Annotated in this window: 20 protein-coding genes and 1 tRNA gene; 9 read left to right on the plus strand and 12 right to left on the minus strand. The window is 68.2% G+C overall.

The window, feature by feature from the left end; translation table 11 throughout:
* The first annotated feature begins 66 nt into the window (after window positions 1-66).
* A complete protein-coding gene (locus PSPA7_RS01565) occupies window positions 67-933 on the plus strand; it encodes a helix-turn-helix domain-containing protein (RefSeq protein ID WP_012073881.1) in 867 nt (288 codons plus the stop codon).
* On the opposite strand, the gene PSPA7_RS01570 is transcribed toward PSPA7_RS01565, so the two are convergent.
* The 7 genes from PSPA7_RS01570 to PSPA7_RS01600 all read right to left on the minus strand — a co-directional run bounded on the left by PSPA7_RS01570 (window position 930) and on the right by PSPA7_RS01600 (window position 6,429).
* On the minus strand, window positions 930-1,376 hold the full coding sequence (locus PSPA7_RS01570) for a GNAT family N-acetyltransferase (RefSeq protein ID WP_003152138.1): 447 nt from the start codon (window positions 1,374-1,376) through the stop codon (window positions 930-932). The two genes, PSPA7_RS01565 and PSPA7_RS01570, sit on opposite strands and share 4 nt — an antisense overlap.
* A gap of 91 nt (window positions 1,377-1,467) precedes the next feature.
* Window positions 1,468-1,902 (minus strand): CBS domain-containing protein, encoded by a 435-nt coding sequence (locus PSPA7_RS01575; RefSeq protein WP_003152136.1) that lies wholly within the window; start codon window positions 1,900-1,902, stop codon window positions 1,468-1,470.
* A gap of 141 nt (window positions 1,903-2,043) precedes the next feature.
* The gene (locus PSPA7_RS01580; RefSeq protein WP_003152134.1) at window positions 2,044-2,685 is read right to left on the minus strand and encodes a suppressor of fused domain protein; all 642 of its coding nucleotides are present in this window, start codon (window positions 2,683-2,685) and stop codon (window positions 2,044-2,046) included.
* Window positions 2,686-3,162: 477 nt separating this feature from the next.
* Window positions 3,163-3,612, minus strand: coding sequence for a MarR family transcriptional regulator (locus tag PSPA7_RS01585; protein ID WP_012073882.1), 450 nt, complete (start codon window positions 3,610-3,612; stop codon window positions 3,163-3,165).
* A 52-nt stretch (window positions 3,613-3,664) separates the two neighbouring features.
* Window positions 3,665-5,155, minus strand: a complete 1,491-nt coding sequence (locus tag PSPA7_RS01590; RefSeq protein ID WP_012073883.1) for a UbiD family decarboxylase — start codon at window positions 5,153-5,155, stop codon at window positions 3,665-3,667.
* Between the two features lie 131 nt (window positions 5,156-5,286).
* Window positions 5,287-5,973 (minus strand): YoaK family protein, encoded by a 687-nt coding sequence (locus PSPA7_RS01595; RefSeq protein ID WP_079262224.1) that lies wholly within the window; start codon window positions 5,971-5,973, stop codon window positions 5,287-5,289.
* A 379-nt stretch (window positions 5,974-6,352) separates the two neighbouring features.
* Window positions 6,353-6,429 (minus strand) — tRNA-Arg (locus PSPA7_RS01600).
* Window positions 6,430-7,058: 629 nt separating this feature from the next.
* On the opposite strand from PSPA7_RS01600, the gene gabD reads away from it, so the two are divergent.
* The 3 genes from gabD (at window position 7,059) to PSPA7_RS01615 (ending at window position 11,548) form a co-directional block, all read left to right on the plus strand.
* Window positions 7,059-8,510, plus strand: a complete 1,452-nt coding sequence (gabD, locus tag PSPA7_RS01605) for an NADP-dependent succinate-semialdehyde dehydrogenase (protein WP_012073886.1) — start codon at window positions 7,059-7,061, stop codon at window positions 8,508-8,510.
* A gap of 244 nt (window positions 8,511-8,754) precedes the next feature.
* Window positions 8,755-10,035, plus strand: coding sequence for a 4-aminobutyrate--2-oxoglutarate transaminase (gabT, locus tag PSPA7_RS01610; RefSeq protein WP_003106268.1), 1,281 nt, complete (start codon window positions 8,755-8,757; stop codon window positions 10,033-10,035).
* A 313-nt stretch (window positions 10,036-10,348) separates the two neighbouring features.
* On the plus strand, window positions 10,349-11,548 hold the full coding sequence (locus PSPA7_RS01615) for an HDOD domain-containing protein (RefSeq protein ID WP_012073888.1): 1,200 nt from the start codon (window positions 10,349-10,351) through the stop codon (window positions 11,546-11,548).
* A 234-nt stretch (window positions 11,549-11,782) separates the two neighbouring features.
* On the opposite strand, the gene pdxR is transcribed toward PSPA7_RS01615, so the two are convergent.
* Window positions 11,783-13,213 carry a MocR-like pyridoxine biosynthesis transcription factor PdxR gene (pdxR, locus tag PSPA7_RS01620; RefSeq protein WP_012073889.1) on the minus strand — a complete coding sequence of 477 codons (1,431 nt, stop codon included), beginning with the start codon at window positions 13,211-13,213 and terminating at the stop codon, window positions 11,783-11,785.
* 126 nt (window positions 13,214-13,339) lie between these two features.
* On the opposite strand from pdxR, the gene PSPA7_RS01625 reads away from it, so the two are divergent.
* The 3 genes from PSPA7_RS01625 to PSPA7_RS01635 are packed head-to-tail and all read left to right on the plus strand — an operon-like array spanning window position 13,340 to window position 14,509.
* Window positions 13,340-13,777, plus strand: coding sequence for a carboxymuconolactone decarboxylase family protein (locus PSPA7_RS01625; protein ID WP_012073890.1), 438 nt, complete (start codon window positions 13,340-13,342; stop codon window positions 13,775-13,777).
* An 11-nt stretch (window positions 13,778-13,788) separates the two neighbouring features.
* Complete coding sequence (locus PSPA7_RS01630) at window positions 13,789-14,196, plus strand: cupin domain-containing protein (RefSeq protein WP_012073891.1); 408 nt, start codon at window positions 13,789-13,791, stop codon at window positions 14,194-14,196.
* Between the two features lie 28 nt (window positions 14,197-14,224).
* A complete protein-coding gene (locus tag PSPA7_RS01635) occupies window positions 14,225-14,509 on the plus strand; it encodes an antibiotic biosynthesis monooxygenase family protein (protein WP_012073892.1) in 285 nt (94 codons plus the stop codon).
* 117 nt (window positions 14,510-14,626) lie between these two features.
* Here PSPA7_RS01635 and PSPA7_RS01640 read toward each other — a convergent pair whose 3' ends face one another.
* Window positions 14,627-15,397, minus strand: coding sequence for a hypothetical protein (locus tag PSPA7_RS01640; RefSeq protein WP_012073893.1), 771 nt, complete (start codon window positions 15,395-15,397; stop codon window positions 14,627-14,629).
* Between the two features lie 110 nt (window positions 15,398-15,507).
* Window positions 15,508-16,194: a Crp/Fnr family transcriptional regulator gene (locus PSPA7_RS01645; RefSeq protein WP_012073894.1), complete on the minus strand. Its 687-nt coding sequence runs from the start codon at window positions 16,192-16,194 to the stop codon at window positions 15,508-15,510.
* A gap of 75 nt (window positions 16,195-16,269) precedes the next feature.
* Between PSPA7_RS01645 and PSPA7_RS01650 the strand changes: the two genes are divergently transcribed.
* A complete protein-coding gene (locus tag PSPA7_RS01650) occupies window positions 16,270-16,785 on the plus strand; it encodes an Mpo1 family 2-hydroxy fatty acid dioxygenase (protein ID WP_041025273.1) in 516 nt (171 codons plus the stop codon).
* A gap of 39 nt (window positions 16,786-16,824) precedes the next feature.
* Here PSPA7_RS01650 and loiP read toward each other — a convergent pair whose 3' ends face one another.
* Window positions 16,825-17,583: a metalloprotease LoiP gene (gene loiP, locus PSPA7_RS01655; RefSeq protein WP_012073896.1), complete on the minus strand. Its 759-nt coding sequence runs from the start codon at window positions 17,581-17,583 to the stop codon at window positions 16,825-16,827.
* Window positions 17,584-17,743: 160 nt separating this feature from the next.
* A complete protein-coding gene (locus PSPA7_RS01660; RefSeq protein ID WP_012073897.1) occupies window positions 17,744-18,328 on the minus strand; it encodes a sulfite exporter TauE/SafE family protein in 585 nt (194 codons plus the stop codon).
* Between the two features lie 348 nt (window positions 18,329-18,676).
* On the opposite strand from PSPA7_RS01660, the gene PSPA7_RS01665 reads away from it, so the two are divergent.
* Entirely contained in the window at window positions 18,677-18,988 is a 312-nt protein-coding gene (locus PSPA7_RS01665) for a hypothetical protein (protein ID WP_012073898.1), read from the plus strand.
* Window positions 18,989-19,512: the final 524 nt, after the last annotated feature.

The following is a 19,512-nucleotide window of genomic DNA, read 5'->3' on the forward strand; positions in this document are numbered from 1 at the left end:
TGGCTTTCTATTCCTGGACTTTTCCAAACTCTGTTCGGCAATCGGCCATTTCGGCAGGAGGTGGCGATGACGCTTCCCACAGGCGCTGTTCCGGTGTTCAAGCTCTATGGCGAGCCCCTCGAGTGGCCGACCCCGGACCTCCTGCACTGCGAGTCGATCCCCGCCCGCAGCCGCCTGCATGACTGGGAGATCAAGCCGCACCGGCATGCCGATCTCGGCCAGTTGCTGTACGTGCGCAGGGGCTGGGCGCAGTTGCAGGTGGAAGGCGAACTGACCCGCGTCGAGCGGCCCGCCATCCAGTTCGTGCCGCCCTTGTGCATCCATGGCTTCCAGTTCTCCGAGCGTATCGACGGCTACGTGCTGACCCTCGCCGCGCCGCTGCTGGCCCGCTTGCAGGCGCACCTCGGCGCGCAGCGCCAGGCGCTGGAGGCGCCGGGGCTGTATCCGGTGGGTGCGGACCGGCGCTACATCGACACGCTGTTCGACGCCATCGACGGCGAGTACGCCGGCACTGCGCCGGCGCGCGAACTGCTGCTGCAGTCGCTGATCGGCGTGCTGGCGGTGTGGCTGGGGCGGCAAGTGATGGTCCGGCGGGCGGAGGCGCGGCCTGGGCGTGGGCAGGAGTACCTGTCGGGCTTCTCGCAACTGGTCGAGCGGCATTTCCGCGAGCACCTGGGGATCGACGAGTACGCGCGTCGCCTGGGCATCACCCCGGCGCACCTTAACGGCGTGGCGCGCCGCCTCAGCGGGCAGACCGCGCTGGGCATCGTGCACCAGCGCCTGCTGCTGGAGGCCAAGCGCGACCTGGTCTACACGGCGATGACGGTGAACGAGATCGCCGACCGCCTCGGCTTCAGCGAGCCGGCCTACTTCACCCGCTTCTTCAAGCGCCTGAGCGGCGTGGCGCCGAGCGTTTTCCGCAAGGGGGGCTAATCGCCGCGACGCAGGTGGACGATTTCCAGCGGCCGTCCCTCGTCGTCCTCCTTGCGCCGGCCGGTTTCGACGAAACCGCAATGCCCATAGAACCCCAGTGCCTCGCGGTTGGCGGCGTAGACCTCGACTTCCAGCGCGCCCTTCAGGGCCGCGGCATGTTCCAGCAACTGCCGGCCGATGCCGCGGCCGTGGGCCGCCGGTGCGACGAACAGGCCGCCGATGAAGGCGTCGAGCAGGCCGATGAAGCCCAGTGGCGTTTCGCCGTCCAGCGCCAGCCAGGTTTCCGAAGCGTCCAGGTAGTGATCGCGCACCAGCGCCTTCTGCTTCTGCAGTTCGGCTTCGCCGAGGAAGCCGTGGCCGATCCGCGAGGCCTCCAGCCAGATGGCCAGGGTGGCGTCGCGGTCGGCGGGAGTGTAGCGGCGGAACTGCAGCGGGGATGACATGGCGGCGGGCTCGGAGTGGGGCCAGCCGGGATTATCGCCAAACCTGGAGGGAAAAGGGCAGGGGCCGCCATATCGGGCCGGCCCGACCGGTTCAGTCGCCGCGGATGTATTGTTCCAGTTGCTGGATCAGTTCGGCCTGCTCGGCGATCGCCGCCTTGACCAGGTCGCCGATGGACAGCAGGCCGAGCAACCGGCCCTCCTCCACCACCGGCAGGTGGCGCAGGTGGCGGTCGGTCATCAGGTTCATGCAGGTGTCGACGCTCTGCTTCGAGTCCACGCTGACCACCGGCGCGCTCATGATCGCGCTGATCGGCGTGCCAATGGACGACCGACCCTTGAGGACCATCTTGCGCGCGTAGTCGCGTTCGCTGACCACCCCGACTACCTCGCCATGGTTCAATACCAGCAGCGCGCCGATGTTCTTTTCCGCCATCAGCCGCAGGGCGTCGAGCACCATCTCGTCCGGTCCGATGGTGTACACCTGCTGGTTCTGCTTGGCGTTCAACAGTTGTGCCACGGTTTTCATGCGCGCTCCTCCGGAGCCGTCCTCACGTCCAGCAAGAATCGTAGACGGCGGACGGATCGGCAAGCGGGGAAAACGGCATCGAACCGATTGAAAAACGTCATCGGTGGATTGCCCGACGAAGGTCGGGGGCATCGGCAGGGCTCAGTGCAGGACCCGGCCGAGGCCCTCCGGGCGCTCGCCGGTCACGTAGCAATGACGGTGGCGGTCGAGGCTCAGCGGATGGGCGGACTGGCTTAGCAGCGCGCCGATGCCTTCCAGGTTCCTCTTCACCTTGACCTGGTATTCAGGCTCGGTCAGCGGCACCACCCAGAGCAGGTCGACCGGGTAGGCGGAGTCGGCGAAGCCGTCGAACAGGCCGGCGTCCTCGCGGTCGGGGGTGCCGAGCAGGAGGAAGTGCCGCAGCAGGCTGTATTCGTAGAGCGGGAAGCCGAACGCCACGCTGTGCCCGCGACCGAGCGCCAACTGGTCGTGGAACGGCATCCCGGCCAGCCACTGCAGATGGCGGAGGTCCTCGCCGCCCAGGTGATCCAGGTAGCAGATCAGTTCGGTCGACCAGCGCGCCTTGCCCATGTACGGCGCGAAATGCATGGGACGCTGGCTCATCCCGGCGGTGATCGCCACGTGGTGCGCCCGCCGGCTGTTCTCCAGGCGATAGGCGAAGACGGCCATGTCCGGCACTGCCGCGCAGTGTTTCCAGAAGCCGCGGCAGTCCAGCGTCATGGCGGGCGCGCAGCCGAAATGCTCATCGTAGCGAGCGCGCAGGCGGGCGATGTAGTCGTTCATCCTCGGTCCTCGGGTTGGGCGGATAAGGGCCGGACATGGGCGGGTGCGAGGCGCGTCCGTGTTCCATGCGAGGGCCGCCCGGTCATGGCTGGTCCTCGTTGCCGTTGGGTGACCAATGGAATGCGAACGGCATCGGCCGAGAAATCGGCTCGTTCCGAGAGGGGTGAGAGGTTTTCCTCCTTGGTGTGTGGGAAAAATCCAGGGTCGCCGGACGGGCAGGAAAAAAGCCCGTCGGGAACGGGCAAAGAAGGGGTGTTGCCAGGGGTGCGACAGCCAGGGGGCGTGCCGGCCGCGCAGCCGTATGGGCGGTGCGGCGGAACTCGGCGCGCTGGTGTCCGGCATGGCGTGACCAGGCGAGCTTGCCAAGGCTCCATGCTATCAACCGGCCAGCAGTCTTGTGACCGTCCGCTCAGTCTATCCCCGGGTTGGGAGCTGCTTCGCAAACCGCGCGTCTGCGGCGAAAGAGGGTTGCATCACTCAGGAACGCCCGTCCAAGGCGCGCAGGAGTTTTCCCAGGGCGACGACCAGCGTGCCGTCCTCGCCCGCCTCCAGGCTTGCCAGCAGCGCCTCGTCGAGGCGCGCGACCCGTTCCAGGGCCTGTTCGAACACCGCCTGTGCCGCGCGGCTGCGGCGCACCAGCACGGCACGACCGTCTTCCGGATCCGGCAGGCGGCTGGCCCAGCCACGCTGCACCAGCCGTTCGATGGTGCGGCCCAGCGCGGTCCGGTCGGTCTGCGAATGTTCGATGAGCAGGCTCATCGGTACGTCGCCGTCGAACGCATGGATGATCCGCAACGCGCGCCATTCGTGCAGGCCAAGGCCGAGCGGGGCGAGCAGGGCGGTCAGCTGCCGCTCGCGCTGGCGCACGATCTCGGTCATCAGGTTCAGCGGGCCGCGCGGCAGCCCCAGTGCGTTGGTCTCGTTCATCGGCCTTCGCCCCCTTGGTCGAGCCTTTTCCGCCAGGGCGGGATTGTAGCGCTCAGTCGTCGGCGAATCCGTATTCGCGCCAGCGCTCCTCCACCCGCTGGCGCAGCGCCGGCGGATAGGAGTGGCGGAACGACGCCGTGCTGGCGCGCATCCGCCCGGCGAACTGCTCCGGATACAGGCAGTTGATCACCAGCCGGCCGCCGCTGCCGCGGGCCCTGTCCTCGGCATCGAGGTAGGGCACCATCGGGAAGTCGCGGATGGCTGGGAAGACGAAGTGATCGTGCAGCGGGTGCGCGCGGGTCGCCAGGGCCCAAACCACCTGGTCGATCTCGCTGACGTCGATGTCGTTGCCGACCAGGATCAGCTTCGGTACCAGGTGCCCGGGGTGCGAGCCGAACGCCACCTCGGCGATCCGCGCGGCGAAGGCGGCGGCGTCGGTGCGCAGCGCCGCCAGTTGTTGCACGTCGATCGACAGCACGGCCCAGCAGGTCGCCGCCTCGTAGGAGCACCAGGTCATGTCCACCGGCAGCCCGGCGTCCTGCAGCACGTCGAGCAACTGTGCGGAAATCATCGTGCCCCAGATGGTGTGGTTCTCCTCCGGTGGCGTGCCGGCGACGCAGATCGGCAGGATCGGCTGGTCGCGGAAGGTCACCGCATGGACGTGGAACAGCGGTTGCGGCTTGCCGGTGGGGAAGCAATAGCCGTGGTATTCGCCCATCGGGCCCTCCAGCGCGGTTTCGTCCAGGCTGATCTCGCCCTCCAGAACGATCTCGGCGTTGGCCGGCACCCACAGGCCGTTGGTCCGGGCCCGCACCACCTCCACCGGTTCGCCGACCAGGGCGCCGACATAATCGGCCTCGCTGACCCCCTCCGGCAGCGGCATGCCGGCCGCCGCCAGCGCCGCTGGCGGCGCGCCGAGGGCCATCGCCCAGGGTGTCGGCCTGCCCTGCCGGCGCCACTGCTCGCGGATGATGCCGATGTGCTGGGTGGGAATGGTCGGGCCCGCCAGGGTATTGCGGTCCACCAGCATCAGCCGGCCCACCGACCAGCTGTCCCAGCGGCGGTCGGGCGTCTGCACGATGTGGAAGCCGTAGGTGCCGAAGTAGCGCCCGCCGTCCTGGGCATGGAGCAGGGGAACCGGGAAGCGGGTCAGGTCCACCCGTTCGCCGATCCAGACGTTCTCCTGCACCGGCCCGCGTTCGACGCGCCGCGGCGCGATCGGCGCCGCGCGCATCGCCGCCCGTAGCGCGGCGACGATCTCCCGGGGGCCGCTGTGGTCCGGCAGGCCGAAATGCAGCGCCAGGCGTCCATGGGCGCGCGCCTTGTCAGCCCGCAGGCCGGCCGGCGCACCGAGGATCCGCGCGCCGGGAAGGCTGCCGCGGATGGTGTGGAACAGCGGCGCGGGCGCGCCCCTTTCGTAGACCCGGCGGGTGATGGCGCCGATCTCCAGGTCGGCGTCGACTTCGGCATGGATGTCCACCAAGTCGCCCTGGTGGCGCAGGTGGTCGATGAAATGACGGAAGTCGAGAGCACTGCGGTTCATCGGTTCGCCACTCATTAAAGTGCATGTGCACGCATCTTATTGAGCGATTCCGGACGAGGTCAAGAAACGTCGCCATCCTCCCCGTCGGGCCTTCCTTCTCCGGCGGCGGGGCGCAGGGCAGGCTTGGCGGCTCAGCGCGCCATATAGTCCATCTGCCACGGTCGCGGGATCACCAGCGCCGCCAGCGCGAGGAGCGCCGCCAGCGCCGCGCTCGCCGCCATCGCGGCGAGTCCCAGTCGCTGTTCCAGCAGGGCGCCGAGTACCGCGCCGATGCACATGCCGCTCCAGGGCACCAGTTGTACCCGCCAGCCGTTGCGCCGCTCGCCCAGCAGCCAGCGCCCGAGGCCGCGGCCGAAGCGGGAGAGGGCGCCGGTGACGTAGGTCAGGCCGATGGGCAGGCCGTTGACCTGCTCGACCACCGCGTTGAGCATGCCCATCGCGATGATCGCCGCGACCAGCGCCGGCACGTTCCAGTCGAACGGCCAGACCGCCGACAGCGCCAGCAGCATCGCGCAGCAGACCAGGATCGGCGCCGCCCGGCGTCCGCTGAAGCGGGCCAGGATCACCCCCAGGGCGTTGCCGGCGACGAAGCTGGCCAGGGCGATGGCCAGGCGCGCCATGCCGCCCAGGTCGCCCTCGCCCAGGGATACCGCCAGACGGGTGGTATTGCCACTCATGAAGGACACGAAATCGCCAGTGGCGAGGAAACCGATGGCGTCGGTCATGCCAGCCAGCACCGAGAGCCCGGCCACCAGGCCAAGCCCGACACGCCCGCGCACCCGGCGCAGACGAAGGCGCCGCGCGCTGCTACCCACCACGCTGTCTGGAAGCATCCGGAGAAACCACCCGCAGAATTAGAGAAGGCCCGCCCCAATGCGGACTCCCGATCTTAAGGCGGCGCCTGGGGAAAAGGCCAGGGCGGCGGATTGCGCCCTCGGCGCGCGCCACGCCGTTCCGTACCCCGCCGGCCTGCCGCGAGCCGACTCTTTTCCTGGCGAAAGGGCTCTGCTAGATTTTTTCCGCCGGGCTGGGAAGACAGCAGCCCAGGCAAAGGCCGCGCCTCACTCCTGCGCGGCCTTTTCGTTTCCGCCGTCTTCCGCGGGCACTGGTCGGGATGGAGCGACAGGCACAAAAAAGCCCGCTCGGTCTGGCGGGCTTTGCGGGTGCTCGGTTCGCAGGGCGAATCGAGGAGGGAGATGGCGCATCCGGCGGGATTCGAACCCACGACCCCTGCCTTCGGAGGGCAGTACTCTATCCAGCTGAGCTACGGATGCAACGCCGCGGCTCGCGCGGCAGGGCGCAATCATACGCATCTCGTCCGCGTGCGTCCATTCCATGTGTTCACGTTCGTGATTTCGAACGGAAACGACCATCCGTCCGCGATGTGCTCAGCAAAGCAGTAGAATTTTCTGTCTTTCGTTGATTTTATCGAACGGGGTATTGCCCTTTGTCAGTGGGGGCCCTAGGATTCGTTTGAGATTTCAAACGCCCCCAAAGCCACAACAATAGGAGACCGGGGAATTGGCTTCAGTTCAGCCGGCCGCGTGCCCCTGGAATGACCTCTTTCTGACCTGCCCGTCGCTCGTCCAGCCTTCCGTGCTGTCGGGCCACCGTGGCGCCGGCGTGGCGTTTGCTTCGCAATCCCTTTCCCGCGTGACTCTTTCGTATCCTCCCCGACGTTCGTCGGCGGCCGGCTTCGCTCCTGCCCGCCCATTGCGCGCGGTGGCCGGCCGGTAGCGGCGGCGCCGCTGGCACAGGGCGAAGGAAATGGAGCACCGGGGCGCTGGCCCTCTCGAATAACCAGCAGGCAACACTTTCCGGTTACAACCGAACCAGACAACCAGGCACGCGGGGTAGTCGAGGTAGACCCGCTGCTCACGGCATTCCTCGAAGGAGACAGGTCATGCAACTCAAAGATGCCAAGCTGTTCCGTCAACAAGCGTACATCGATGGCGCCTGGGTGGATGCCGACAGCGGCCAGACCATCAAGGTGAACAACCCGGCCACCGGCGAGATCGTCGGCAGCGTGCCGAAGATGGGGGCCGCCGAGACCCGCCGCGCCATCGAGGCCGCCGACAAGGCGCTGCCGGCCTGGCGCGCGCTGACCGCCAAGGAGCGCGCCAACAAGCTGCGCCGCTGGTTCGACCTGATGATCGAGAACCAGGACGACCTGGCCCGCCTGATGACCATCGAGCAGGGCAAGCCGCTGGCCGAGGCCAAGGGCGAGATCGCCTACGCCGCCTCCTTCCTCGAATGGTTCGGCGAAGAAGCCAAGCGCATCTACGGCGACACCATCCCCGGCCACCAGCCGGACAAGCGCATCATCGTGATCAAGCAGCCGATCGGTGTCACCGCGGCCATCACCCCGTGGAACTTCCCCTCGGCGATGATCACCCGCAAGGCCGGCCCGGCCCTGGCCGCCGGCTGCACCATGGTGCTCAAGCCCGCCTCGCAGACCCCGTACTCCGCCCTGGCCCTGGCCGAGCTGGCCGAGCGCGCCGGCATTCCGAAGGGTGTGTTCAGCGTGGTCACCGGCAGCGCCGGCGAAGTCGGCGGCGAGCTGACCAGCAACCCGATCGTGCGCAAGCTCACCTTCACCGGTTCCACCGAGATCGGCCGCCAGTTGATGGCCGAGTGCGCCCAGGACATCAAGAAGGTGTCCCTGGAGCTGGGCGGCAACGCGCCGTTCATCGTGTTCGACGATGCCGACCTGGACGCCGCCGTCGAGGGCGCGCTGATTTCCAAGTACCGCAACAACGGCCAGACCTGCGTCTGTGCCAACCGCCTGTACGTGCAGGACGGCGTGTACGACGCCTTCGTCGACAAGCTGAAGGCCGCCGTGGCCAAGCTGAACATCGGCAACGGCCTGGAGGCCGGCGTGACCACCGGTCCGCTGATCGACGCCAAGGCCGTGACCAAGGTCGAGGAACACATCGCCGACGCGGTCTCCAAGGGCGCCAAGGTGGTGTCCGGCGGCAAGCCGCACGCCCTCGGCGGCACCTTCTTCGAGCCGACCATCCTGGTCGACGTGCCGAAGGACGCCCTGGTGTCCAGGGACGAGACCTTCGGCCCGCTGGCGCCGGTGTTCCGCTTCAAGGACGAGGCCGAGGTCATCGCCATGTCCAACGACACCGAGTTCGGCCTGGCTTCCTACTTCTACGCCCGCGACCTGGCCCGCGTGTTCCGCGTCGCCGAGCAGCTGGAATACGGCATGGTCGGCATCAACACCGGCCTGATCTCCAACGAAGTGGCGCCGTTCGGCGGCATCAAGGCCTCGGGCCTGGGCCGCGAAGGTTCCAAGTACGGGATCGAGGACTACCTCGAGATCAAGTACCTCTGCCTGGGCGGTATCTGAGCCCGGCGAGGCACCTATCCGGAGGGGCCGGACGGCAGGCAAGAGCTGCGCCGTCCGGTGTCGACGTTGCCGGTGGTGGCACCGGACGAACCGGGAGCCGCGGTCGCCGATCGCGAAGCGGCTCCGAGCCCTGGCGGGCCTGCAAGTCCCGAGACAGTCGATCATCGTATGCTGCCTTGGGGAGCTTCCTTCCCGCCTTCATCCTTTGACCCGGCCGACCCGATGAGCGGCCACTGAGGAAGCCATGAGCAAGACCAACGAATCCCTGCTGAAGCGTCGCCAGGCCGCGGTACCCCGCGGCGTGGGCCAGATCCACCCGGTCGTCGCCGAGCGCGCCGAGAACTCCACCGTCTGGGACGTGGAAGGCCGCGAATACATCGACTTCGCCGGCGGCATCGCCGTACTGAACACCGGCCACCTGCATCCGAAGGTGATCGCCGCGGTCCAGGAACAGCTGGGCAAGCTGTCCCACACCTGCTTCCAGGTGCTGGCCTACGAGCCCTACATCGAGCTGGCCGAGGAAATCGCCAAGCGCGTGCCGGGCGACTTCCCGAAGAAGACCCTGCTGGTGACTTCCGGCTCCGAGGCCGTCGAGAACGCCGTCAAGATCGCCCGCGCCGCCACCGGTCGCGCTGGCGTGATCGCCTTCACCGGCGCCTACCACGGCCGCACCATGATGACCCTGGGCCTGACCGGCAAGGTGGTCCCGTACTCCGCCGGCATGGGCCTGATGCCGGGCGGCATCTTCCGCGCCCTGGCGCCCTGCGAGCTGCACGGCGTGAGCGAGGACGACTCCATCGCCAGCATCGAGCGCATCTTCAAGAACGATGCCCAGCCCCAGGACATCGCCGCGATCATCATCGAGCCGGTGCAGGGCGAGGGTGGCTTCTACGTCAACTCCAAGTCCTTCATGCAGCGCCTGCGCGCCCTGTGCGACCAGCACGGGATCCTGCTGATCGCCGACGAAGTGCAGACCGGCGCCGGCCGTACCGGCACCTTCTTCGCCACCGAGCAACTGGGCATCGTTCCTGACCTGACCACCTTCGCCAAGTCGGTCGGCGGCGGCTTCCCGATCTCCGGCGTGGCCGGCAAGGCCGAGATCATGGACGCCATCGCTCCCGGCGGCCTGGGCGGCACCTATGCCGGCAGCCCGATCGCCTGCGCCGCGGCCCTGGCCGTGCTGAAGGTGTTCGAGGAAGAGAAGCTGCTGGAACGTTCGCAAGCCGTCGGCGAGCGCCTGAAGGCCGGCCTGCGCGAGATCCAGGCCAAGCACAAGGTGATCGGCGATGTCCGTGGCCTGGGTTCGATGGTGGCCATCGAGCTGTTCGAGGGCGGCGACACCCACAAGCCGGCCGCCGAGCTGGTCAGCAAGATCGTCGTGCGCGCGCGTGAGAAGGGTCTGATCCTGCTCTCCTGCGGCACCTACTACAACGTCATCCGCTTCCTGATGCCCGTCACCATCCCCGACGCGCAACTGGAGAAGGGCCTGGCCATCCTGGCCGAGTGCTTCGACGAACTCGCTTAAGCTTCACCGGCAAAGCGATACCCCCGAGGCCCGCGCGTCCGCGCGGGCCTTTCTTTCAGAGGCTTCACGGAAACGGAAGCCTCTTTTTTCTGCCAGGGTTTCTTCGCGAAATACCCGACGGACGGTTCCCTCCTGCTACTCTTGCGCGTCTGGCGCCTCTGCCTCCGCGAGCGTGCCGTCCGAGCCATTTAGGACGGGTCCTAGAGTCGGCCCGCGCTCGTCCGTCATACCGTTATGCGCCCGCGGGTGTCGTCGCCCGCCCCGTCACGCCTGGCGAGGCCCGGCCGGCCCACCAGGATCGAAGAGGAAAGCCATGAGCGCCGCGAAGAAGGCCCCCGTCATCCTGATCGCCGACCCGGACCCCTGGAGTCGCGACCTGCTCGGCCAACTGGTCCTCAGCGTGCGCTGCGATGCCCGCCTGATCCTCTGTGGCGACGGCGGCGAGGCGCTGGAGCACTGTCGGCGCCGGAGCTTCGCGCTGGTTCTGGCCGAATCGAACCTGCCGCAGGTCGACGGCTTCGAGCTGCTGCGCGAGGCGCGCCTGCGGCGGCCGGTCGCCGAGCAGCCGTTCATTCTCATCAGCGACCGTGCCGACCAGGCCAGCGTGCGTGCCGCCGTGGCGCTGGCGCCGACCGCCTACCTGGTCAAGCCGTTCCAGGCCGGGAACCTTCTGCAACGCCTGCGCGGTCTGTTGCTCAAGGACGACGAAGTGATTGCCTGTCCGCTGCCCGAAGTGACACCGGACGAGGATCTGCTCGCCTTCCTCGAGCGTGCCCGGGATGCCACCGAGGGCGCGCCGCTGCTGGCCGATGTCCGCGCGGCCAGTGACCGCTGCCTGGGCGCCGAGGAGCAGCCGCTGCGGGTGCTGGAGGACGAGTTCGGGCGCGATCCGCAGATCACCGCCGGGCTGATCGCCGCTGCCAACAGTGCCGCGCGGCATGTCGGACCGCCCTGCCAGACCCTGGGCCAGGCCCTGAGGCGGCTGGGCCTCGGACACAGCCTGAACCTGGTGCTCGGCTTCAGCCTGCAGCGCGCCATCCAGCTCGACGAGCCGCTGCTGGCGGCGCGTGCGCTGCAGTTCTGGGAACTGTCCCAGCGTTGCGCGGATATCGCCTGGGAACTGGCCGACGCCCTGGGGGCCGATGTCGAGCGCTGCTATACCGCGGGCCTGCTGCATCGGCTCGGCGACCTCGCGTTGTTGCGCACCCTGCAGGACTGGTGCGATGGCGGCGGTGCGCTGGACGAGGCGCGACTGGACGAAGCGCTGGGGCGCTTCGGCGCCAGCTTCGGTTCGGCCCTGCGGGCGCGCTGGCGCCTGCCGCTGGAGCTGCGCCGGCTGATCGCCGCGGCGTACCAGTTCGGTGGCGTGCTGTCGCGCGAGGAGCTGATCCTCAGCCTGGCGACCCAGGCCGCCAGCCTGCCCGAAGCGGAAACCGGACAACTGGCCGACAGCAAGGCCGCGCGCATGCTCGGGCTGGATGGCGAACGGCTGGTGAAGCTGTTGCAGCCCTGAGTCCTTCCTGCCGGCCTGGTCGGCGGTCATTCCTGCTATCCGCATCGCGCTGCGCCACGCGATGCATCGTTCCGCTCATCCGGCCTGGTCCCCCCGCTGGCAGCCAACCACGAGCTGCGCCATCGGCGCGGGCCGAGAGACTCCGGCGTTCTCGCCGCTCCGGGAGCATGTCCGCGGTCCCGGCGTGCGCGCCGCCGAGCGGGTGGCCGAAGGCATGCGGGAGCGCCTGCCGCTCTATCCGCCGCTGCGTTGCAGTTCGGCGCGCAGCAGGTCCAGCGCCGGGTCGATGTCGTCGCATTCGATGCAGCCGAAGCCGAACAGGAACCCGGCCTGTGGCGGGGTTTCCGCGTAGAAGGGTGGCAGGGTGCCCACCTCCAGGCCCTGCTGGCGCAGGTGGCGGGCGATGCGGTCGACATCCAGCGGCTCGCGGCAGCGCGCCGCGAGGTGGATCCCGGCCACTGCCGGCAGGGCCTCGAGCCAGGGCTCCAGGTCACCCCGCAGGCGTTCCAGCAGGCGGTCGCGGCGTTGCGCGTATTCGCGCTGCAAACGCCGGGTGTGGCGGGCGAAGTCGCCACGCTGGATGAACAGCGCGAGGGCGCGCTGCTGGAGGGTCTCGCTGTGCCGGTCGACCAGCTTGCGCGCCGCCAGCACGGCTTCGCGCAGGCTCGCCGGCGGCAGCAGGTAGCCCAGGCGCAGCTCGGGGAACAGGGTCTTGGAGAACGTCCCGAGGTAGGCCACCTGGCCGTGGCGGTCGAGGCTGCGCAGCGACTCCAGCGAGCGCCCGTCGAAGCGGTACTCGCTGTCGTAGTCGTCCTCGATGATCAGCGCGCGTTGGCGCTGTGCCCAATCCAGCAGTTGCAGGCGGCGCTCCAGGCTCATCGGCATGCCCAGCGGGAACTGGTGCGAGGGGGTGACATAGACCAGCTTGGCGTTGTCCGGCAGCAGGTCGACCCGCAGCCCCTCGGCGTCCACCGGCACTCCGCGCACTTCGGCGCCGGTGGCCAGCAGGCTGGCGCGGGCCGGCGGGTAGCCGGGCTCCTCGACCACCGCCAGATCGCCGGGCTCGAGCATCACCCGGCCCAGCAGGTCGAGGCCCTGCTGGGCGCCCTGGGTGATCATCAGGGCGTTCCAGTCGCACTGCACGGCGCGGCTGATCGCCAGGTAGCGGGAGGTGGCCAGGCGCAGCTCGGGATCGCCCTCGGTGTCCTTGTAGAACGCCGGGGTCCGCTGTTGCAGGCGCAGCGCCTGGAGCACGCAGGTGCGCCAGGCGTCGAAGGGGAAGCGGCGCTTGTCGGTGGTGCCGCCGGCGAAGCTGTAGCGCAGCGCCGGACGCTGGTCCATCAGCCCGGATTGCGGCTCGATCCGCGCCCAGCGCGCGGCCGGTCGCAGCGGACCCTCGGCGCCGGCGGGCGGCTGCTGCTGGGCGAGGCCGCGGGCGACGAAGGTGCCATTGCCTACCCGGCCTTCGAGGAAACCCTCGCTGGCCAGTCGCTCGTAGGCTTCGCTGACGGTCTTGCGCGACACCTCCAGGCGCTCGGCGAGGTAGCGCGTCGGCGGCAGGCGGTCGCCGGTGGCCAGGCGTCCGCGCAGGATGGCGTCGCGCAGCTGGCGGTAGAGCTGGCCGACCAAGTCGTGGCGGCCGTCGAGGGTCAGTTGCAGTTCCATGGCGGGATTGGCTACCTGGTATTTCTGGTGATTGGCTCTTCGTGGAAGCCAAAGGCAGGCTTAGTGTTACCCCATGCCGCGCCGCTTTCCACTGCCGCGGCGCCCTTTCAACCAAGGAGATTCGCCATGACCACCCGCCTCGAATGGGCCAAGGCCGCGCCCGACGCCTACACCGCCATGCTCGGCCTGGAGAAGGCCCTGGCCAAGGCCAGCCTGGAGCGTCCGCTGATCGAACTGGTCTACCTGCGCACCTCGCAGATCAACGGCTGCGCCTACTGCGTGAACATGCACGCCAACGACGCGCGCAAGGCCGGCGAGACCGAGCAGCGCCTGCAGGCGCTCTGCGTCTGGCAGGAAACCCCGTACTTCACCCCACGCGAGCGCGCCGCCCTGGCCTGGACCGAGCAACTCGCCCGCCTCAGCCAGGGCCCGCTGCCGCATGCCCTGCTCGACGAACTGCGCGAGCACTTCGACGACAGGGAAATCGCCGAGCTGACCCTGGCGGTCTCGGCCATCAACGCCTGGAACCGCTTCGGCGTGGGCATGGGCATGCAACCGGAGTGAGGTGAACCGCGATGAGACTGTCCCGAACGTTCGCCTGCCTGCTGTGCGCGGTGCTGCCGGCCCTGGCCGCGGCCCATGATGCGGAAAAGGTCGTGACCCTGCGCGACCAGCCGCTGGCGGAGCCGCCCGGCTATCGCGGATTGATGCTGACCGTGTCGTTCAAGCCCGGCCAGGTGTCGGCGCCGCACGTGCACCCCGGCCCGGTGTTCGTCTACGTCCTCGAAGGCACCGTCCAGACGCAGCTGGAAGGTGGTCCGGTGGAGACCTATACGGTCGGCCAGAGCTGGTACGAACCGGCCAACGTGGCGCACGTGCTGGCGCGCAACCCCGACCCGATGAGGCCGGCCAAGCTGCTGGTCTGGGAACTGCTCAAGGACGGCGAGCCGGTCCTGAAGCCCCTGTCGCCCGGCGCCCACTGAGGCGCCGCACCCCGGAGGAAATGCCGACATGAGCGCCAGCCAGGTGATTCGCATCCGTGCGCGCAAGGGCCAGTCCGACCGTCTCGGCCTGCGCCTGCGGCAATTGTCCGGACCGGGGCGGGAGGCGCCGGGATGTCTGGACTTCCAGGTGCGCAGGGATGCGCTCGAAGCGGACGTCTGGCTGATCCGCAGCCAGTGGCGGGAGCCGCAGCAGATGCTCGACTACCTCTGCGGCGAGATCCAGCAGGTGTTCGCCGAGGTGCTCTGGCGCTCGCTGGCGGCGAGCCTGGAGGTCCGCGACGAGGAAGGCTAGAGCAAACCTGCTCGGCGCAGACAGATGAGTATCTGTTCGCGCAGCCAGAGGTTCGCCGGGTTCTGGTCGGCGCCGCGTGGCGAGCGGCGAGGTTATCCGCCCAGCGCGGCAGGCCCCTCACTCCGCGCTCAAGCGCATCAGGCTGTCGCTCAGGACCCGCGCGTGGCGGTCGACGATGATCGGGGCCCAGGGCCTGCCGGAAGCGCTGACCAGCGCGCTGCTCTTGCTGTTCAGGTCGCGCAGGGCCTGGCTCAGGTACTCCCAGCGGTTCTCCAGTTTCTTCAGCCCCGCCGGGTTGGCGCTGTTCGCCACCAGCAGGGCGATGCGCCGGTCGATCAGCGGGACCAGCACGCTCTCGTCCTGGCCGAGATAGTCCCGGGGCTGCTCGCGGGCGATCTCCAGCCCGCCCAGGTAGGCGCGCGCCAGGTATTGCAGGGACAGGTACTCGACCCGCGCCGGCAACTGCCAGAGCGGCAGGGGCTGCCCAGGCGGAGTCGGCGGCACCTGGCGCTCCACCAGGTTGAGGAAGTCACGCAGGGCGCGACTCAGTTGCTGCGGGTAGCGCCAGGGCAGGTCCTCTTCGCGGGGACCGTAGGCCGCGCCTTCTCGGATACGCGCCACCAGGGCCTTTTCGCCCTGCCGCAGGAGCACTCCCTCGGGGACGGCGGCGAGCGCCCGGTCGAGGCTGGCGAGGTCCTTCTCCAGTTGCGCCGCGTGCTGTTCCTGGAAACCTTCGCCGCGCAGCAGCAACAGGCTGCCCACCACGCGACAGGCCTGGACCTGCAGTTGTTGCAGGGCGCGTTGCTGGTCGTCGAGGGCGGCGCGCGCCGGCAGTGTCGACAGCAGGCTGCAGAGGCAGAGCAAAGCGGACAGCGCGAGGCGGGGCATGGGGAGATCCTGTTGTTGTCGTTATGGATATCCGCACCGGGGGCAGGTGTCCTGCACACGGTAGCTGGTCATGGCGCGCCTGCAAGCGTTCGAAAGTGTGATTCGCGCGCTCAGCCGTGGCTGGCGGCGCGCAGGCCGGCGAGATCGAGGATCTCGATGCCGCCATAGCTGAGCTGGAGAATGCCCTGGGCCTCGAGATCCTTGAGGATCTGGTTGGTGGTCTGCCGCGACAGCGACAGCATCAGCGCCAGTTGTTCCTGTGGCAGGTGCAGGATCTGCCGGCTGCGGCTGTTGTCGTAGCCCTCGGCAAGCATCAGCAGGCGTCGGGCCAGGCGTTGCGCGGCCGGCAGCAGGGCCATTTCCTCGAGGGCGATGAACGCCAGGCGCAGCTTGTGGCTCATCAGCAGGGCCATGTCGCGCCAGTAGCGCGGCTCGCGCCGGAGCAGCTCGAGCAATGCCGCCTGCGGCACCTGCAGCAGTTCGGTGGGACCTTCGGCGTAGGCGTCGTGGGTGCGCGCCTGGCCGTCGAACAGGGCGATCTCGCCGAACCAGTGCGGCGGCTCCACCAGGATCAGCAGCGCCTCCTTGCCGTGCTCGCTGACCGCGCTGATGCGGATCGCCCCCTCGACCACGCAGTACAGTCCGCAGGGGGCGTCGCCGCGCGCGAACAGGCGTTGCCCGGGCGGCAGCTGGCGCGGCTGGGCGAGCGCCAGCAGGTGCGTCTGCAGGGCTTCCGGCAAGCCCTGGAACCAGCGGCCGGCCTGGAGCTGCGAGCGGTAGTCGGTACGCGCGTTCATGTTTGTCGTCTAGCTGACAGAGTGGGGAGGTGGGCAGGCGCGATGATGCGAAGACCCTGGCGTGAGACCACAACAATGAAAACCCTAGTCGATCACCTTGCGCAATACGCTGCCTACCACCGCGACCGGCGCAATATCCTCAGCCACTTCATCGGCATTCCGATGATCGTCCTCTCCATCGCCGTGTTGCTGGCGCGACCGTCGCCGGGCTTCGGCCTGTCGCCGGCATCCCTGCTGGCGCTCGCCGCGGTGCTGTTCTACCTGCGCCTGGACCTGCGCTTCGGCGCGACCATGGCTGCGCTGCTGGCGCTGACGGTATGGAGCGGCGCGCAGCTGGCGGCGGGCAGCACCGCGGCCTGGCTGGGCTGGGGCATCGGTCTGTTCGTGGTCGGCTGGATCATCCAGTTCGTCGGCCACTACTACGAGGGACGCAAGCCGGCCTTCGTCGACGACCTGAGCGGGCTGATCGTCGGCCCGCTCTTCGTGCTGGCGGAACTGGCCTTTCTGCTGGGCCTGCGCGGCGAGGTGCAGCGCGAGGTCGAGGAGCGCGCCGGGCCGACCTGCATCCGCGAGCACAAGCGGGCGGCGTGAGGTGGTCTCCCGCGAGCGCGGGAGACCGGGTCCGGAGCGTTACTTGCGATCCGCGGCGATGCGCTGGCGGATATGATCGGCGCGCGCCTGGGAGCCCGGGTGCGAATCGAACATGCTGCTGTCGCCGCCGCCCAGCCTGGCCAGCTTCTCGAAAGCGGTGACCAAGCCCTGGGTATTCACCCCGCGCTTCTTCAGCAGTTCGTAGGAGAAATCGTCGGCGTCGGATTCCTGCGACTGGGAGAACTGCGCGTTGATCAGCGACTCGGTGAGCTCGCCCAGCTGCGAGCCGGACAGGGCGGCCAGCGTGCCGCTCTTCGAGGCGCCGGCGGCGCCGCGCACCGCGGCTGCCGCATAGGTGGCCTGGGCGGCCTTGCGGGTGTGGCCGAGGGCGACGTGGCCCATTTCGTGGCCGAGCACGCCTTCGATCTCGTTGTCGCTCATCAGCTCCATCAGCCCGCTGTAGACGCGGATGCAGCCGTTGGCCATGGCCCAGGCGTTGACGTCCTCGGTGAGGTAGACCTTGTAGTTCACCGGCACGCCGTCGATCTGGTCGCCCAGGGCCTTGGCGATCTTGTCCAGGCGCTGGCCATACTTGCTGTTGGCCGGGGCGATGCGGTTCTGCTGGTCGGACTCGGCGCAGGCCTGGTCGGCGACCTGGCGGACCTCGGCGTCGCTCAGGGTGGCGGCCTTCATCGCCATCATGCCGTGCTGCATCAGATCCTGCTGGGACAGGTTCTGGCAGCCGGCCAGGGCGGCGCAGGCGAGGGCCAGGGCGGAAAGGGAAAGGCGGGTGTTCATCGTGTGCTCCTTGCTTGAAGTGGCGTTCCGTGCCGGACGGGCGTGTTCCGCCCGCTGCCGCGTGCCCGTCAGGGACCCGCGCGGCGGCGGATGATAGCGGTTCGCGCCGTTCGTCGGAAGTGCCTGGAGGGTCGCAGGAGCGTTCCGGCGCGAAGCTGGCTCAGTGGAAGCCGCGCCAGGCCAGGTCGGCGCCCAGCAGCAGGAGGCCGACGAAGAAGCAGCGCCTGAACAGCGTCGCGCTGATCCGTTGGCGCAGCCACTGGCCGAGGAGCATCCCGCCCAGCGCCGGGACCAGGGTCAGCAGGGAGGCGCCGAGCATCTGCGGTTCGAGCAGGTCGCCGTGCACGCCGAGGGTGACCGCCAGGGCCAGGGTCGAGGCGCTGAACGACAGGCCGAGGGCCTGGACCAGTTCGTCGCGCTGCAGCCCCAGGGCGCCGAGATAGGGCACCGCGGGAATCACGAAGACCCCGGTGACCGCCGTCAGCGCTCCGGTCGCCAGGCCCACCAGCGGGCCGACCCAGCGCTCGTGGCGCGCCGGCAGATGCAGGGCGATCGCCGCCAGGCCGAGCAGCGCGTAGACCACCAGGGCCAGGCCGAGCACGCCGGTGGCCTGCCTTGGCGCGTCGTCGCCGAGCCAGGCGCCGACCAGCAGGGTGCCCACGACCACCCCGAAGAGCATGCCGGCCAGGCGCTTCATCAGGCCGAGGAAGCTCGGGCCGCAGGCGAGCTGCCAGAGGTTGGTCAACTCCGTTATATATATTTTGAATATATATAACTATATGAATTTATTGAGTTTAATTTTATTTTCTTTTTTGCGTCTACCGAATTATCCCCGTTACTAACCCGTATCTGCATCTATCCTCTGTGCCACCTCGGCCTCCCCTGCCTGCTAGCATTTCCCTTGATCGACCTGACGTGCTTGCCGAACCCTGCTAGCACCCCATGTCCACGCCTCCATAGAGTGCTAGCAATTCCGCGATCGATCACCAGGTGCCAGCACCTGAGTTGCTAGCACTCCGCCGAACATGTCTGCTAGCATTCGCCCGCCTGGTGCACGTGCTCCAGGTGCAAAATTGCTAGCAAGGTAGAAGTGATGACCGAACACCGTAAAGTGCTGACCATCCGCGACCCCGACCCCGAGTTGATCCGTCAAGCCAAGATCGCTACCGGCAGGGGCACCGGCAGCCAGGCGCTCATTGCGAGCGCCGAAAAGATGATCCACCAGCGTGAGCAGATCGAGCAGATGCAAGAGCAGATCGCCCAGATGCGCGAGCAGATCAGCGCCTATCAGGCGGTGTTGGCTGATGCGCACTCGGCGGCCACCCGCCTGGCGGAAGTGGCTGGGCAGGGTGACATTTTTGCCCCATCGAACCCGCTTCGCCTTGGGCACCGCCGCCAGCGCTAGCACTTCCCGTCCTCGATCTGTCGCACCAGGTCCAGGATTGCTAGCAGAGCCGCCTCCAGGTATCGCCCTGGACCTTGCCGCCTGCTAGCAGCCTGGGCGACCCGCTTACACCTTCCCTTGCCCGCCCCTACCAGCTCAGTACGTATCGCCTCCAGCGGCAGCCTCTATTTTTCGTTACGCGTAACGGAAATTCCTCTGGCACTTCTCCGGGTCTACGGCAGGCTCCAGACGACTTACCGTGGGCATGCCTCCGCCGCGCAAGGCTTGGAAATTTCCAAATCGCCGGCAATCAGCCTGCATCCCGCGTCCTGACTGGGCTGTAGCGATTTTCCATTTCTCACGCCCCGCACTTTTTCACACTGTTGGCGTATGGGTGTTCGTTTGAAAAAATCCACCTCAAACCCTTGGTAGCCGTGGGCTGTAGCGGTTTTCCCCGGCGCTCGACTGAGCCTTTGCGGCTGAAGTTTTCTTTCCAATTTCTTCATCTTTTTTCACAGAATGAAATTCTGCTTTCCCGTGCAAGG

The organism is Pseudomonas paraeruginosa PA7 (genome assembly GCF_000017205.1).
Lineage (GTDB): Bacteria > Pseudomonadota > Gammaproteobacteria > Pseudomonadales > Pseudomonadaceae > Pseudomonas > Pseudomonas paraeruginosa.